Origin of the sequence: Leisingera caerulea DSM 24564 (genome assembly GCF_000473325.1) — a bacterium.
Taxonomy (GTDB): domain Bacteria; phylum Pseudomonadota; class Alphaproteobacteria; order Rhodobacterales; family Rhodobacteraceae; genus Leisingera; species Leisingera caerulea.
Window position 1 is genome coordinate 1,173,652 of record NZ_KI421513.1, and the last position, 13,576, is coordinate 1,187,227.

General features: G+C 61.5%; 12 protein-coding genes. 5 read left to right on the plus strand and 7 right to left on the minus strand.

The genetic code is table 11. From position 1 onward, the window contains the following. Positions 1 to 3 precede the first annotated feature (3 nt). The 5 genes from CAER_RS0113060 to CAER_RS0113080 all read right to left on the minus strand — a co-directional run bounded on the left by CAER_RS0113060 (position 4) and on the right by CAER_RS0113080 (position 6,510). A complete protein-coding gene (locus CAER_RS0113060; protein ID WP_027235769.1) occupies positions 4 to 1,632 on the minus strand; it encodes an ABC transporter permease in 1,629 nt (542 codons plus the stop codon). Positions 1,633 to 1,716: 84 nt separating this feature from the next. After that, on the minus strand, positions 1,717 to 2,817 hold the full coding sequence (locus CAER_RS0113065) for an extracellular solute-binding protein (protein WP_027235770.1): 1,101 nt from the start codon (positions 2,815 to 2,817) through the stop codon (positions 1,717 to 1,719). 77 nt (positions 2,818 to 2,894) lie between these two features. Next, positions 2,895 to 3,995 (minus strand): ABC transporter ATP-binding protein, encoded by a 1,101-nt coding sequence (locus CAER_RS0113070; protein WP_027235771.1) that lies wholly within the window; start codon positions 3,993 to 3,995, stop codon positions 2,895 to 2,897. Between the two features lie 367 nt (positions 3,996 to 4,362). Continuing rightward, entirely contained in the window at positions 4,363 to 5,757 is a 1,395-nt protein-coding gene (locus CAER_RS0113075; protein ID WP_027235772.1) for an aspartate aminotransferase family protein, read from the minus strand. Between the two features lie 66 nt (positions 5,758 to 5,823). Next, entirely contained in the window at positions 5,824 to 6,510 is a 687-nt protein-coding gene (locus CAER_RS0113080; RefSeq protein WP_027235773.1) for a GntR family transcriptional regulator, read from the minus strand. Between the two features lie 142 nt (positions 6,511 to 6,652). Here CAER_RS0113080 and CAER_RS0113085 point away from each other — a divergent pair, with 142 nt between their 5' ends. The 5 genes from CAER_RS0113085 (at position 6,653) to CAER_RS0113105 (ending at position 11,997) form a co-directional block, all read left to right on the plus strand. Next, positions 6,653 to 7,741: a polyamine ABC transporter substrate-binding protein gene (locus CAER_RS0113085; RefSeq protein WP_027235774.1), complete on the plus strand. Its 1,089-nt coding sequence runs from the start codon at positions 6,653 to 6,655 to the stop codon at positions 7,739 to 7,741. A 116-nt stretch (positions 7,742 to 7,857) separates the two neighbouring features. Beyond that, entirely contained in the window at positions 7,858 to 8,985 is a 1,128-nt protein-coding gene (locus CAER_RS0113090) for an ABC transporter ATP-binding protein (RefSeq protein ID WP_027235775.1), read from the plus strand. After that, the gene (locus CAER_RS0113095) at positions 8,985 to 9,866 is read left to right on the plus strand and encodes an ABC transporter permease subunit (RefSeq protein ID WP_027235776.1); all 882 of its coding nucleotides are present in this window, start codon (positions 8,985 to 8,987) and stop codon (positions 9,864 to 9,866) included. The genes CAER_RS0113090 and CAER_RS0113095 overlap by 1 nt, the downstream gene beginning before the upstream one ends. Continuing rightward, positions 9,863 to 10,678, plus strand: coding sequence for an ABC transporter permease (locus tag CAER_RS0113100; protein WP_027235777.1), 816 nt, complete (start codon positions 9,863 to 9,865; stop codon positions 10,676 to 10,678). The genes CAER_RS0113095 and CAER_RS0113100 overlap by 4 nt, the downstream gene beginning before the upstream one ends. After that, the gene (locus CAER_RS0113105; protein WP_027235778.1) at positions 10,678 to 11,997 is read left to right on the plus strand and encodes an NAD(P)/FAD-dependent oxidoreductase; all 1,320 of its coding nucleotides are present in this window, start codon (positions 10,678 to 10,680) and stop codon (positions 11,995 to 11,997) included. The genes CAER_RS0113100 and CAER_RS0113105 overlap by 1 nt, the downstream gene beginning before the upstream one ends. Here the strand turns inward: CAER_RS0113105 and CAER_RS0113110 are convergent. Then, the gene (locus tag CAER_RS0113110; RefSeq protein WP_084299532.1) at positions 11,970 to 12,746 is read right to left on the minus strand and encodes an aminoglycoside phosphotransferase family protein; all 777 of its coding nucleotides are present in this window, start codon (positions 12,744 to 12,746) and stop codon (positions 11,970 to 11,972) included. The genes CAER_RS0113105 and CAER_RS0113110 overlap by 28 nt on opposite strands. 148 nt (positions 12,747 to 12,894) lie before the next feature. After that, positions 12,895 to 13,572 (minus strand): flagellar hook capping FlgD N-terminal domain-containing protein, encoded by a 678-nt coding sequence (locus CAER_RS0113115; RefSeq protein ID WP_027235780.1) that lies wholly within the window; start codon positions 13,570 to 13,572, stop codon positions 12,895 to 12,897. Between the last annotated feature and the right edge of the window lie 4 nt (positions 13,573 to 13,576).

The following is a 13,576-nucleotide window of genomic DNA, read 5'->3' on the forward strand; positions in this document are numbered from 1 at the left end:
CGGTTATCCCAGTTTCACGTTGTCGATGCCGACGATCTTGTCATAGGCCCAGTAGAGCGCCAGGACGATCACCAGCAGGATGGTGCCGAGCGCGGCCGCAAGACCCCAGTTCAGCGACTGCGAGATATGGTAGGCGATCCGGTTGGAGATGAAGACACCTTTGGTGCCGCCGACCAGTTCCGGCGTGATGTAGTAGCCGATCGCCAGGATGAAGACGAGGATCGAGCCCGCGCCGATGCCCGGCACCGACTGCGGGAAGTAAACCCGCCAGAAGGCCGTCCAGTTGGTCGCGCCCAGCGATTTCGCTGCCCGCAGGTAGGAGGGGTTGATGGTCTGCATTACCGAATACATCGGCAGGATCATGAACGGCAGCAGGATGTGGGTCATCGCTACAATGGTGCCGAACTGGTTGTTGATCATAACCAGCCGGTCGCTGTCGCCCACCAGGCCCAGCCAGACGAGGGTGTCGTTAATCACGCCCTGCTGCTGCAGCATCACTTTCCACGCCGAGGTCCGCACCAGAAGCGAGGTCCAGAATGGCAGCAGCACCAGGATCATCAGCAGGTTCGCAGTGCGCGACGGCAGGTTGGCCAAGATCCAGGCCACAGGGTAGCCAAGCACAATGCAGCTGCAGGTGATCGCCAGCGACATGATCAGCGTGCGCATGAACAGGGTGCCGTAAATGCGCTCGTCCTCGGGGCGCAATTCGGGGCCGTCCGGGCTTTTCTGCAGGTCGGCGGCGTTCAGGAAATAGCCATTGGTGTATTTGCCCGCATAGGTCTTGAGCGTGCGCCAGACCTCGGGATCGGCCCAGTCCTTGTCCATTTTGACGAAGGCGTCACGGGCGGATTCGGTTTCCATCTGGCCGGATTCGATCAGGGCCGCGGCTTCCTGCAGCAGACGCTGCGCGTCGCCGCTGAAGGCCTTTGCCGCCTGCGGGTTGGCCGCAAGATCGGAATGGAGCGCCATATAGACCGGAGCCCAGGGCTCTTCTTCGGTGGGGCTGTCGTTGTCTTCTTCCTGGATAGTGCGCGCAAAGCTCAGATAGGCATCGCTGGCCTTGGGCAGCGCTTCACGGGCGCTGTCAGACAGCTGGAACGGCGGTTCGGTTTCGCCGTCCGCGCGGCTGGCCAGCCACTCCGGGTCGGCAAAGACCGACATAAAGGTCTGCGGCTCCTCCCAGGCGGGGTCAAGTGCTTCGAATTGTTTCAAATAGCCCTCGCCGACGTCGTCGACTCGGCGGCCCGCCTTGCGGAACAGCGAGGAGATGCCGGGTGTTTCGTAATTAAGACGGGTGCCGACGCGGGTATGCCGCTTGCGTTCGGCCGCCACGACGAGGTCATAGGCCAGCGCCTCGAAAACCGCCTCAGGAGGCGTTTCGCCGCTGTCTGCGTCCCAGTCCTGCACCGCCACCACGGTCTGCGGAAGGGTGTCCTGCACGATGCGGTTCTCGACCGAACGGAACAGCATGTCCGCGATCGGGAGAATGAAGGTCAGCAGGACAAAGAGCAGAAGCGGCGCGATCAGCATCAGCGCGCGGATCTTCTGCATCCGGAGGGCCCGGGCGAGGCTGCGCTTCAGCGGCGTGCCGTCGGCGGCCAATACCGGACCGGATTGGGTGATGTCACTCATGGGGTTCCCCGTCGGGTCTTTTATTTTGTGGGGCGGGGGCCTGCGCATGGCGGCCCCCGCCGGGCCTCTCATCAGGAGGTCAGATTACTTGGCCAGCCATGCCTGGAACTTGGCGTTCAGGTCATCGCGGTTGTCTGCCCACCATTCGTAGTCATAGACGTGGACATTGGCGGAGTTCGCCGGGTCTGTCGGCATGTGCGGCGCCATGTCGATGCCCAGTTCGGCGTGCTTACCAACCAGCGCTGCCGAAGAGGCACGGGCCGGACCGTAGGAAATGTAGGCAGCCTGGTCAGCCAGACGCTGGGTGTCGGTGGCGAACTTCAGGAAGTCCATCACACGGGCCTTGCGGTCTGCGGGCAGGCCTGCCGGGATCACCCAGCCGTCGAGGTCAAAGGACTGCATGTCCCAGAGCATTCCGATCGGCTGGCCCTGCTCGGCGATTGCCGAGAACAGACGGCCGTTGAAGGTCGAGCCCATCACCACTTCGCCATCGGCCAGCAGCTGCGGGGTTTCGGCGCCTGCGGTCCACCAGACCACCTGGTCCTTGATGGTGTCGAGCTTGGCCAGCGCCTGGTCAACACCTTCGTCGGTGCCCAGCACGTCATAGATCTCGTCCTTGGCCACGCCGTCGCAGTACAGAGCCCATTCCATGTTGTCGATCGGGCGCTTCTGCAGCGAGCGCTTGCCCGGATATTTTTCGGTGTCGAAGATCGCGCAGACCGAATCTGGCTGGTCGATCAGGTCCGTGCGGTAGCCGAAGGTGGTCGAATAGACGATCTGCGGCACGAAGCAGTCGCTGACGATCAGGTCGCCGAAATCTTCGGAGGCCGGGGTGCCGTCGGGCGCTTCTGCCAGAACCTCGTCATGGTCGATTTCTTCCGCCAGGCCTTCGTCGCACAGGCGCATGGAGTCGGAGGCCACGGCATCCACCAGGTCCCAGGTCACATTGCCGGCTTCGTTCATCGCGCGAATTTTGGCCACGGCTTCGGCCGAGCTTTCATCCCAGATGATTTTCACGTCGGGGTTCTGCGCCAGGTAAGGCTCGACATAGGCCTTGTGCTGGCTGGCCTGATAGGCTCCGCCCCAGGATACCAAAGTCAGCTCATTGGCCATTTCTTCGGCAAAGGCCGAAGGGGCGCAAAGGGCGGTGGTCACCGCCAGTGCAGACAGTTTGCTGATTTTCATAGAGAGTCTCTCCTTGTTGAATTTCACAAATGTGAAGCCCCCGGTCGTTCTTCTGCCGGGGGTTCGGCGCGCGCGGATCAGGCGTCCAGCGCGCGGCAGTCTTCCGGCAGCCAGCCGATTTCGATCTGCTGACCGGGCTGCAGCCGGACTTGGTCCGGGGCATTCCGGGTCTTGATGATGAATTCATCATTGCCGGCCACCCGCAGACGGGTACGGAAGATGTCGCCCATATAAATGAACTCCAGCACTTCCGCCTTAAGTGTATGGACGCCTTCCTGCAGGCGGTCCTTGTTGTATTCCACCCGTTCGGGACGGATCGACACGCGGGTGCGCTCGCCAGGTTGCGAGACGTTGACCGGCTTGCAGTCGATCAGCTCGCCATCGTCCAGCTGCACCAGTGCAATGCCGTTGTTGATTTCCTTGACGGTGCCTTCCAGCGTGTTGTTTTCACCGATGAACTGAGCAACGAAGCTGTTTTCCGGGCTTTCGTACAGCTGGTCCGGCGGCGCAATCTGTTGAATGCGGCCATCATCGAACACGGCGACGCGGTCCGACATGGTCAGCGCTTCGGTCTGGTCGTGGGTCACGTAGACCACCGTAATGCCCAGGCGGTGCGCCAGATGGGTGATCTCAAACTGCATCTTCTCGCGCAACTGCTTGTCGAGCGCGCCCAGCGGTTCGTCCATCAGCACCAGCTCCGGTTCGAACACCAGGGCGCGGGCCAGGGCGATCCGCTGCTGCTGGCCGCCGGACAGCTGGGCCGGGCGGCGGCCGCCAAAGGCCCCCATTTCCACCATGTCCAACGCCCGCTTCACCTTTTCCTCGCGCTCGGACTTGCCCATGTTGCGGACTTCCAGCGGGAAGGAGAGGTTTTCCGCAATCGTCATATGCGGAAACAGGGCGTAGTTCTGGAACACCATACCGATGCCGCGCTTGTGCGGCGGGATGTTGTTGATCGAGGTCCCGTCCAGGCGGATGTCGCCATGGGTCGCGGTTTCAAAACCGGCCAGCATCATCAGGCAGGTGGTTTTCCCAGACCCGGACGGGCCAAGCATTGTCAGAAATTCGCCCTTGGGCATTGTGAGGTTGAGATCTTTGACAACGAGATTTTCGCCATCGTAGCTCTTTTGGACGCGTTCGAATTCAACGAACGCATCAACGTTTGACGCATCAGCCAAAGCAGGCTCCCCGTAGTTTTGTCATCCGGCAGATTTTCTCTGCGCTTGTTCGAAGTTAATCACACCAAAGCTACCAAGCGCTAGGTATGAAAAAAATATTCTTTCAGAGGCCGGGGTACGAATTTCATACTTCGGTCCCATCCCCGTGCGGAAAAGAATATCCTTACGGAACCCTAGTCCGGTTGCACAAGGTCAGATCGGACATTTTGCGACACCCTTCAGACATTTTGCGCCGCATCACTCAAATCAATAGCCGGAAAACGACGCTTCCCAAGCTTTCACCGAAAAAAACGGCCCGGCAGACAGGCTGCCGGGCCGCAATGAGTCGCAAGCTGAACCGGAGCGGTTGCGGCTGCGGACAGGGGAATCAGGCGCTGTGCAGCAGATCCTGCGCCTTCAGCTCGGCATAGCATTCATCCAGCGATTTGGCGGCACGCTCAATCAGCACGTCAATCTGCTCCGGGGTGATCACCAGCGGCGGCGAGATGATCATCCGGTCGCCCACATGGCGCATCACAAGATTGTTGGCAAAACAGCGCTCGCGACAGATGTACCCGACGGTGCCCGCATCAGACGCAAAGGCCGCACGGGTTTCCTTGTTCGGTGTCAGCGCTATCGAGCCCATCATGCCGACGATCTTGGCCTCGCCCACCAGCGGGTGGTCGATCAGCGCTTCCCATTTCTGTTTCAGATAGGGGGCCGCAACGTCGCGCACATGACCCAGGATGTTCTCCTCCTCCAGGATGCGCAGGTTTTCCAGAGCCACGGCCGCCGCCACAGGGTGGCCGGAGTAGGTATAGCCGTGGTTGAACTCATCACCCGCAATCACGGAGGCGATCTCATCGCTGACGATGGAGCCGCCGATGGGCGCATAGCCGGAGCTGAGGCCCTTGGCGATGGTCATTATGTCGGGGCGGATATTCAGGGTCTGGCTGCCGAACCAGTTGCCGGTGCGCCCGAAGCCGCAGATCACCTCATCCGCAATCAGCAGGATTTCATACTTGTCACAGATGCGCTGGATTTCCGGCCAGTAGCTGTCCGGCGGCACGATGACGCCGCCCGCCCCTTGCACCGGCTCCGCAATGAATGCGGCGACGCGGTCTTCGCCCAGTTCCAGAATTGCCTCTTCCAGCTCACGCGCACGCTGCAGGCCGAATTCCTCCGGCGGCATGTCGCCGCCCTCGGCCCACCAGTTGGGCTGGTTGATGTGGTGGATGTCCGGGATCGGCATGCCGCCTTGCGCGTGCATGCCGCTCATGCCGCCCAGGGATCCGCTGCCGACGGAGGAGCCGTGGTAGGCGTTCTTGCGGCTGATGATGACGGACTTTGACGGCTTGCCCTTCAGCGCCCAGTAATGGCGCACCATGCGGATGTTCGTGTCGTTGGCCTCGGAACCGGAGCCGGCAAAAAACACATTGTTCAGATCGCCCGGCGCCAGTTCGGCGATCTTGGCAGCCAGCGCGATGGCAGGCACGTGTGTGGTCTGGAAGAAGGTGTTGTAATAGGGCAGCTCGCGCATCTGACGGGCCGCAACTTCGGCCAGCTCGTCACGGCCATAGCCGATGTTGACGCACCACAGGCCCGCCATCGCATCGAGGATCTGATGACCCTCGCTGTCGGTCAGATGCACACCGTCAGCGCGGGTAATGATGCGCGCGCCCTTCTGCGACAGCTCGCCGTTGGCGGTGAACGGGTGCATGTGATGGGCCGCGTCCAGCGCCTGCAGCTCGGCCGTCGGCATGTGGTTGGTGATCACGGTCATGGGACTCGCTCCTGAGAAAGACTGATTGGACCCAGAATATGATCAAATTCTCAGGTGTCAATCGAATCAGTTGGCGCCCTGCAGCCCCTGAACCACATGCTCCATGCCCTCGTAGACGTCCCGCTCCATCGCCAATGCCGCCATTTCCGGGTCCTGCCGCCGCAGCGCGTCGAGGATGTCCTTGTGCCGGTCCGGAAAGCTTTGCGTGCCGAGACGCCCGCTGACCACCCGCAGCGAGGGCCCGAAGCGCAGCCACAGACGGTCGGCAATGTCGCTGAGAATAGGCGCATTGGCATGCGCATAGAGTGCCGAGTGAAAGCTGTAGTTCTGCACGAGGTAGCCCGCCACATCACCGGTCGCGATGGCCTTGTCGAGCGCATTGTCGATGGCCACGAGCTCCTCTATATCCGCCGGGCCGACCTGCTGTGTAGCCCGGCGCGCAAGCTCGCATTCTATTGTTTTTCTGGCAAAAATAAGCTCTTCCAGATCTTCTGGCCCCAGCAGCGGAACGGACACGCGGCGGTTGCCCTGGAACATCAGCGCCCCGTCTGAGATCAGCCGCCGGATCGCCTCGCGCACCGGGGTCATGCCGGCCTCCAGCGTCTCCACCAAACCTTGGATTGTCACCGCCTGGCCGGGCACCAGTTCGCCGAACAGTATCTGCGCCCTGAGCTTCTGGTAAACGATCTCATGTGCGGGCAGTTTCGCCTGGTTTTCCTGCGCCGTTTCGGCTGGCGAAGTCGTCTCTGTCACCTGGGGGTTTCCTCCTCGATTTTGGCCAGCTTGCACCATCCTGAGCCAAGTGAAAACATAAAGAGTATTGCCGAACGCGGCAAAACTTGATCAAATCCTTTTACAGCCGGACCCCGAAACCGGCACGCACAGGGAGAAATTCATGACACTGAAAACGATGACCATGACCGCCGTCGTTGCCCTCGGCACGGCTGCCGCGGCCGCGGCGGAAGAGGTTCGCGTCTACAATTGGTCCGACTACATTGACGAAAGCCTGCTGGAAAAGTTCGAGCAGGAAACCGGCATCGACCTGATCTACGACGTCTTCGACAGCAACGAGGTTCTTGAGACCAAGATGCTGGCGGGCGGCTCGGGCTATGATGTGGTGGTGCCGACCGGCTCCTTTTTGGCACGTCAGATCCAGGCCGGCGCTTTCCAGAAGCTGGATCCCGCCAAGCTGCCCAACAAGGAAAACATGTGGGACGCGATCGAAGAGCGCACCGCGCGCTATGATCCCGGCAACGAGTTTTCCATCAACTACATGTGGGGCACCACCGGCATCGGCGTGAATACCGCCAAGGTCAAGGAAGTGCTGGGCGAAGATGCCCCGATCGACTCGCTGGAGCTGGTGTTCAACCCGGAGAACATGGAAAAGCTGGCAAGCTGCGGCGTGCATTTCCTGGACGCCCCGGACGAGATGATCCCGGCGGCCCTGAAATATATCGGCGAAGACCCCAACAGCATGGATGCTGATGTTGTGGCCAAAGCCGAGCCGGTGCTGATGGCCGTGCGCCCCTATGTCACCAAGTTCCACAGCTCCGAATACATCAACGCCCTGGCCAATGGCGATATCTGCGTGGCCTTCGGCTGGTCCGGCGACATCCTGCAGGCGCGCGACCGCGCGGCCGAAGCGGATAACGGCGTCGATATTGAGTTCAACGCTCCCAAGGAAGGCGCACTCATGTGGTTTGACCAGATGGCGATTCCGGTCGATGCCCCGAACCCTGAAGGCGCCCACAAGTTCCTGAACTTCATCATGGACGCACAGAACATGGCAACGGCGTCCAACTACGTCTATTACGCCAATGGCAACAAGGCGTCCCAGGAACTTCTGGAAGAGGATGTGATCGGCGATCCAGCAATCTATCCCAACGAAGAAACCGTCAAAAACCTGTACATCAAAGAAGGCTACCCGCCGAAAGTACAGCGCAAGGCCACCCGCATGTGGACCAAGATCAAGTCCGGCACCTGATCTGCCGCACATGACCCGCGGGGCGCATATGCCGCCCCGCACCCCCTCACGCGCCTGGCTGTGCCTCGCGCGGCCAACCAATACATCCGCGCGACACTTCGCAGAAGAGGCCCGGCTTGACTGCTTCCGTATTCGAACCCTGGAACGATCCTGAGGCTAAGCCCTTGATCCACTTCCAGAACGTCACCAAACGCTTTGGTGAGTTCACCGCCATCGACAATCTGACCATCGACATCTACGAGCGGGAATTCTACGCCCTGCTGGGCCCCTCTGGCTGCGGCAAGACCACGCTGATGCGGATGCTCGCCGGGTTCGAAACCCCGACCGAGGGCAAGATCTTCCTGGCCGGGCAGGATATTGCCCCGGTGCCCCCCAACAAGCGCGCCGTGAACATGATGTTCCAGTCCTATGCGCTGTTCCCGCACCTGTCGATCTGGGAGAACATCGCCTTTGGCCTGAAGCGCGAGGGGATGCCCAAGCACGATATCAACGACCGGGTCGAGGAAATGCTGCGGCTGACCCGGCTGGAGAAGTTCGCCCGCCGCAAACCGCATCAGATCTCCGGCGGCCAGCGGCAGCGGGTGGCGCTGGCGCGGTCGCTGGCCAAGGCGCCAAAGCTGCTGCTGCTGGACGAGCCGCTGGGCGCGCTCGACAAAAAGCTGCGCCAGGACACCCAGTTTGAACTGATGGACATCCAGGAAAAGACCGGCACCACCTTTGTGATCGTGACCCACGATCAGGAAGAGGCCATGACGGTCGCTTCCCGTGTGGCGGTGATGGATCACGGCAAGATCGTTCAGGTGGCGACACCGGACCGGATCTATGAAACACCCAATTCAGTTTACGTTGCAGACTTCATTGGCGATGTGAACCTGATCGAAGGCACCGCCAAACCCAACGGCAGCGGCACCTATGCGATGTCCTGGCACGAAGGCCAGCCGCCACTCAGCATACAGTCCGCCAACGGCTTCTCCGACGGCCAGAAATGCCACTTGGCAATCCGCCCGGAGAAAGTCTCAATCAGCGCTGAAAAACCGGCGGCGGCGGACAATGCCGTGCAGGGCCGTATCCTCGACATCGCCTATCTCGGCAATATCTCCACCTACCACGTCGAACTGCCGACCGGCGCGTTGATCAAGGCGCAAGCCGCAAACACCCGCCGCATCGCCCGCCGCGATTTCACTTGGGAAGACACTGTCTGGCTGTCCTGGACCGCCACGGCAGGCGTTCTGCTGGCAGAATGATGCGCCGCTTTGTTCTAATTGCCGTCCCCTATGCCTGGCTTCTGGCGCTGTTCCTGGTGCCCTTTGCCATTGTCCTGAAAATCTCGCTGTCGGATTACGCGGTCTCAATCCCGCCGTACGTTCCGCAATTCGATTGGGCTGAGGGTATCTCTGCCTTCCTGGCGGAGCTGGATTTTGAAAATTTCGTCTGGCTGACGGAGGATGATCTCTACTGGAAGGCTTATCTCAGCTCCTTGAAGATCGCCGCCGCCTCCACCTTGCTGACCCTTCTTGCGGGCTACCCGATTGCCTATGGCATGGCCCGCGCGCCTGCCGAGTGGCGGCCGACGCTCATGATGCTGGTAATCCTGCCGTTCTGGACGTCCTTCCTGATCCGCGTCTATGCGTGGATGGGCATCCTGTCCAACGAAGGCTTCCTCAACCAGTTTCTGATGTGGACCGGCGTGATCTCCGAACCGCTGACCATCCTCAACACCAATTCCGCTGTCTACATCGGTATCGTCTACACCTACCTGCCCTTCATGATCCTGCCGGTTTATTCGGCTCTGGAACGTCTGGACGGCTCGCTGATCGAAGCGGCAGAGGACCTGGGCTGCTCGCGCCTCACGGCCTTTTGGCTGGTCACCATTCCCCTGTCTAAAAACGGCATCATTGCCGGCAGCTTCCTGGTCTTCATTCCGGTCTTGGGTGAATTCGTGATCCCGTCCCTGCTGGGCGGGTCGGACACCCTGATGATCGGCAAGGTTCTGTGGGAGGAGTTCTTCTCGAACCGCGACTGGCCGGTGGCATCCGCTGTGGCGGTGGTTCTGCTGCTGTTGCTCATCATCCCGATCGTGCTGTTCCAGCGCAATCAGCAGAAACAGCAGGAGGCCGAGCAATGAACCGCCTGAGCTGGTTTAACGCCGTATCGCTGACCCTCGGCTTTGCTTTCCTCTACATCCCGATGGTGATCCTGGTGATCTTCAGCTTCAACGAAAGCAAGCTGGTCACCGTCTGGGCGGGTTTCTCGACAAAATGGTACGGGGAACTGCTGCAAAACGACGCCTTTCTGAACGCCGCTTGGGTGACGCTGAAAGTGGCCGTGTTCTCCTCCACCATAGCGACTGTCCTGGGCACCATCGCGGCCTATGTGCTGGTGCGCGGCGGGCGGTTCATGGGGCGGACACTGTTTTCCGGCATGATCTATGCGCCGCTGGTGATGCCAGAGGTGATCACCGGCCTGTCGCTGCTTCTACTGTTCATCGGCATCGGCCTGGACCGCGGCGTGTTTACCATCGTGCTGGCCCACACCACATTCTCCATGTGTTATGTGTCGGTGGTGGTGTCCTCCCGCCTTGTGAGCTTTGACCGCTCGCTGGAGGAGGCGGCGCTGGATCTGGGCTGCTCCCCGGCGGAGGCCTTCCGCCTGGTAACCCTGCCGATCATTGCGCCCGCGGTAATTTCCGGCTGGCTCCTGGCCTTTACCCTGTCGCTCGATGACCTGGTGATCGCCTCCTTTACCGCCGGTCCGTCAGCCACCACCCTGCCGATCAAGATCTTCTCTGCCGTGCGCCTGGGCGTCAGCCCCGAGATAAACGCGCTGTCGACGATCATGATCAGCATTGTCACCGTCGGAGTTATCACCGCCTCGCTGGTGACCAAGCATCAGGTGGCGCGTCAGAAACGGGAGGAACAGGCCGCGGTGCGCGCCTGATGCGCCGGATTTTCTCTGCCTACGCCTATGGTCCCGGCCCGCGCAGCAACTGCTGGTGGGACGAGACCATCGCGGCACCGGACTGGCCGATGCTGCAGGGGGAGGTGTCCGCCGATGTGGCAATCATCGGGGGCGGCTTTACCGGGGTGTCGGCGGCGCTGCATCTGGCGGAAAGCGGGGTGTCCGTCGCGGTGCTGGAGGCCGAAACCCCGGGCTGGGGCGCTTCTGGCCGCAACGGCGGGTTTTGCTGCCTTGGCGGGTCCAAGCTTTCTGGCTCCGCCATGCGCCGCCTTTATGGAAAACAGGCTGCAGACACCTATGACGCCGGCGAGGAAGCCGCGGTGCATCTGGTGCGGGATCTGCTGAACGTCCATGGCATCGACGCCGACACCCACTCGGACGGGGAAACCCAGCTGGCGCATAGCGAAAAGGCCGCGCGCCGCCTGCGGGCGCAAGCCGACACCATACGCGCCGCAGGTGGGGATCCGGGCTTCCTGACCCGGGACCAGCTGGCGGAGAACGGTCTGAACGGCTCTTTCCATGCGGCGCTGACAACGCCGGTTGGCTTTGCCCTGAACCCGCGCAAATACCTGATCGGCCTGGCCAAGACCGCCCAAGGTGCCGGGGCCAACCTTTATCAGCGCAGTGCTGCCCAGTCGGTACGTCAAGACCGCGGCGGTTACAGAATTGCGACTAATCAGGGCGTTTTGCGGGCTTCTAAAGTCATCATCGCCACCAATGGCTACTCATCCGAGGACCTGCCGGGCTGGCTGGCCGGGCGTTACATGCCTGCGCAGTCCACCGTCATGGTGACCCGCCCGCTGACGGAGGCCGAGCTGCAGGCGCAAGGCTGGTATTCGCATCAGATGGCCTATGATACCCGCAACCTGCTGCACTATTTCCGGCTAATGCCGGACAAGCGGTTTTTGTTCGGAATGCGCGGCGGGCTGCAGGCCTCGCCGCGGGCCGAGGCCGCAATCCGGCGCAAGCTGCGGCAGGATTTTGAGATGATGTTCCCGGCCTGGCATACTGTCGAGACCACCCATTGCTGGTCCGGCATGGTGTGCCTGTCCCGGAATCTGGTCCCCTTCGTGGCGCCGGTCCCGGAGATGCCGGGCCTCTATGCCGGTCTCTGCTACCACGGCAACGGAGTCGCCATGGGCAGCTATGCCGGGCGGCTGCTGAGCGATCTGGTCCAGGGCCGGACGCCTGACCTGCCCTACTCTCCCGTAATGCAGAAAATGGCGCGGTTCCCGTTTGGCCGCGCCCGCCGGGTCCTGATGCCGCCAGCCTATGCGCTGCTTGGTCTGATGGACTGAAGCGCCGCGCGCTCCAGCTCAAACGCCTCCCGGTCCCTGGCGCTGCCGCGCTCAGCCCGCCACAGGCAATAGGCCGCCATGCGCCAGTGGAACCAGGGCTTGAGCGCCAGCACCCGGCCGGCAATCCGCGGGTCGGGATAGGCGGCGAGAAACGCGTCCTCCTCCGGCTTCGACAGCGGCGCCCCCCGGTACATCAGCTGCATTGCAGGCGACAGAAACAGCGCGAGATCCTCCGCCGGATCACCGATCTGCGGACATTGCCAGTCAATCAGCGTCAGGGTGCCATCATGCGCCAGCAGATTACCGGGCACAGGATCGCCGTGGATTAGAACCGGTTGCGGCAGCGGAGGAACCTGCCCAAGCGGGCGCAAGGCCGCCAGCTGATCCCGATCATGGCAGCTTTTCAGAATCTCAAAGGTTTGGACCTCAAGCGCGGCGCTGCCGTTCACGCCCTCCGGCAAGCCCGGCGGCGGTGCCAGATCGTGCAGCCGCCCCAGAAGCTGGGCGACATGGCCGGTGTCCTGCTGCCAGGGACTGCCGTTGACGTGGGCATAGGCCAGCCACCTGCGGCCCTCGAACACCCCGGTTTGGACCAGCGACGGCACCATCCCAGTGCCGGACAGAACGGTCAGCACCGCAATTTCCCGCGCCGGGTCATTGGCGAACAGCGGGTTGTTTCCATCCGCGGCATACAGTTTGATCACCAGCCCGCCTGCCCGCCAGACATGGTTTGAACGCCCCCCGGTCAGTCGCCGGGGCGCGGGAACATACAGGCCCGTCGCGGATAGATGCGCAAAGAAACGGGCTTCGAACTGGTCAGGCAGCGTTTGCAGGGTGGTCTCCGGTATTATGCCGCCCTGTTCTTAGACAGTTTTTCCGCCTGCGGATACTGCCGGATCAGCTTTGCGGATCGCGAAGCGCGCTGACGGCAGAGGCCAAGACTACCGAACCGCCTTCTGTGATCAGTCCCACATCGCCGCCCTGCATCCGGGTCTCGTTCACCTTGAAATAAATCTCGGCGTATTCCTGCAGCAAAAGCTCGTCACCCTTTCTGCTTTCGATGACGAACTTGTACTCCCCCGTTTCCAGCGGATTGCCGTCATCATCCAGACCCGTCCACTGGTAAGGTTCAGCCGAGACCGGCAGGGTTACGCGCTGCACTTCGGCGCCCTTGGTGTCCTGTACGACCAAAGTCACCGAATCCGCGGCAGCCGCCGGGTTAGGCGCAATGGTAATTTCGCCGCTGCCGTCAAAATAGCCCGGAGCCACGCCTCGCGCCTCCATCCCGACCCAGCCGGACAGTGCCGCCATATTTGCAAGGCCAAGCTGTGATTGCAGGCCTTCGAGCAAAGTGTTGCTCTTGGTCTGCTGCTCCACCATTGAGAATTGAGCCAGCTGTGCCGCGTATTCGGTCGAATCAAGCGGCTCCAGCGGATCTTGGTTCGTTGCTTGCGCTGTCAGCATTTTCACGAAGGTTTCGAAGTCGGATGTCAGCCCGGATGTTTTCTGGGAGGCCGCCGGCTGCAAAGTGGTTTGTGCCGCAGGGGTTCCCGCGGAAGTGACTGCTGTTGTCATTTGA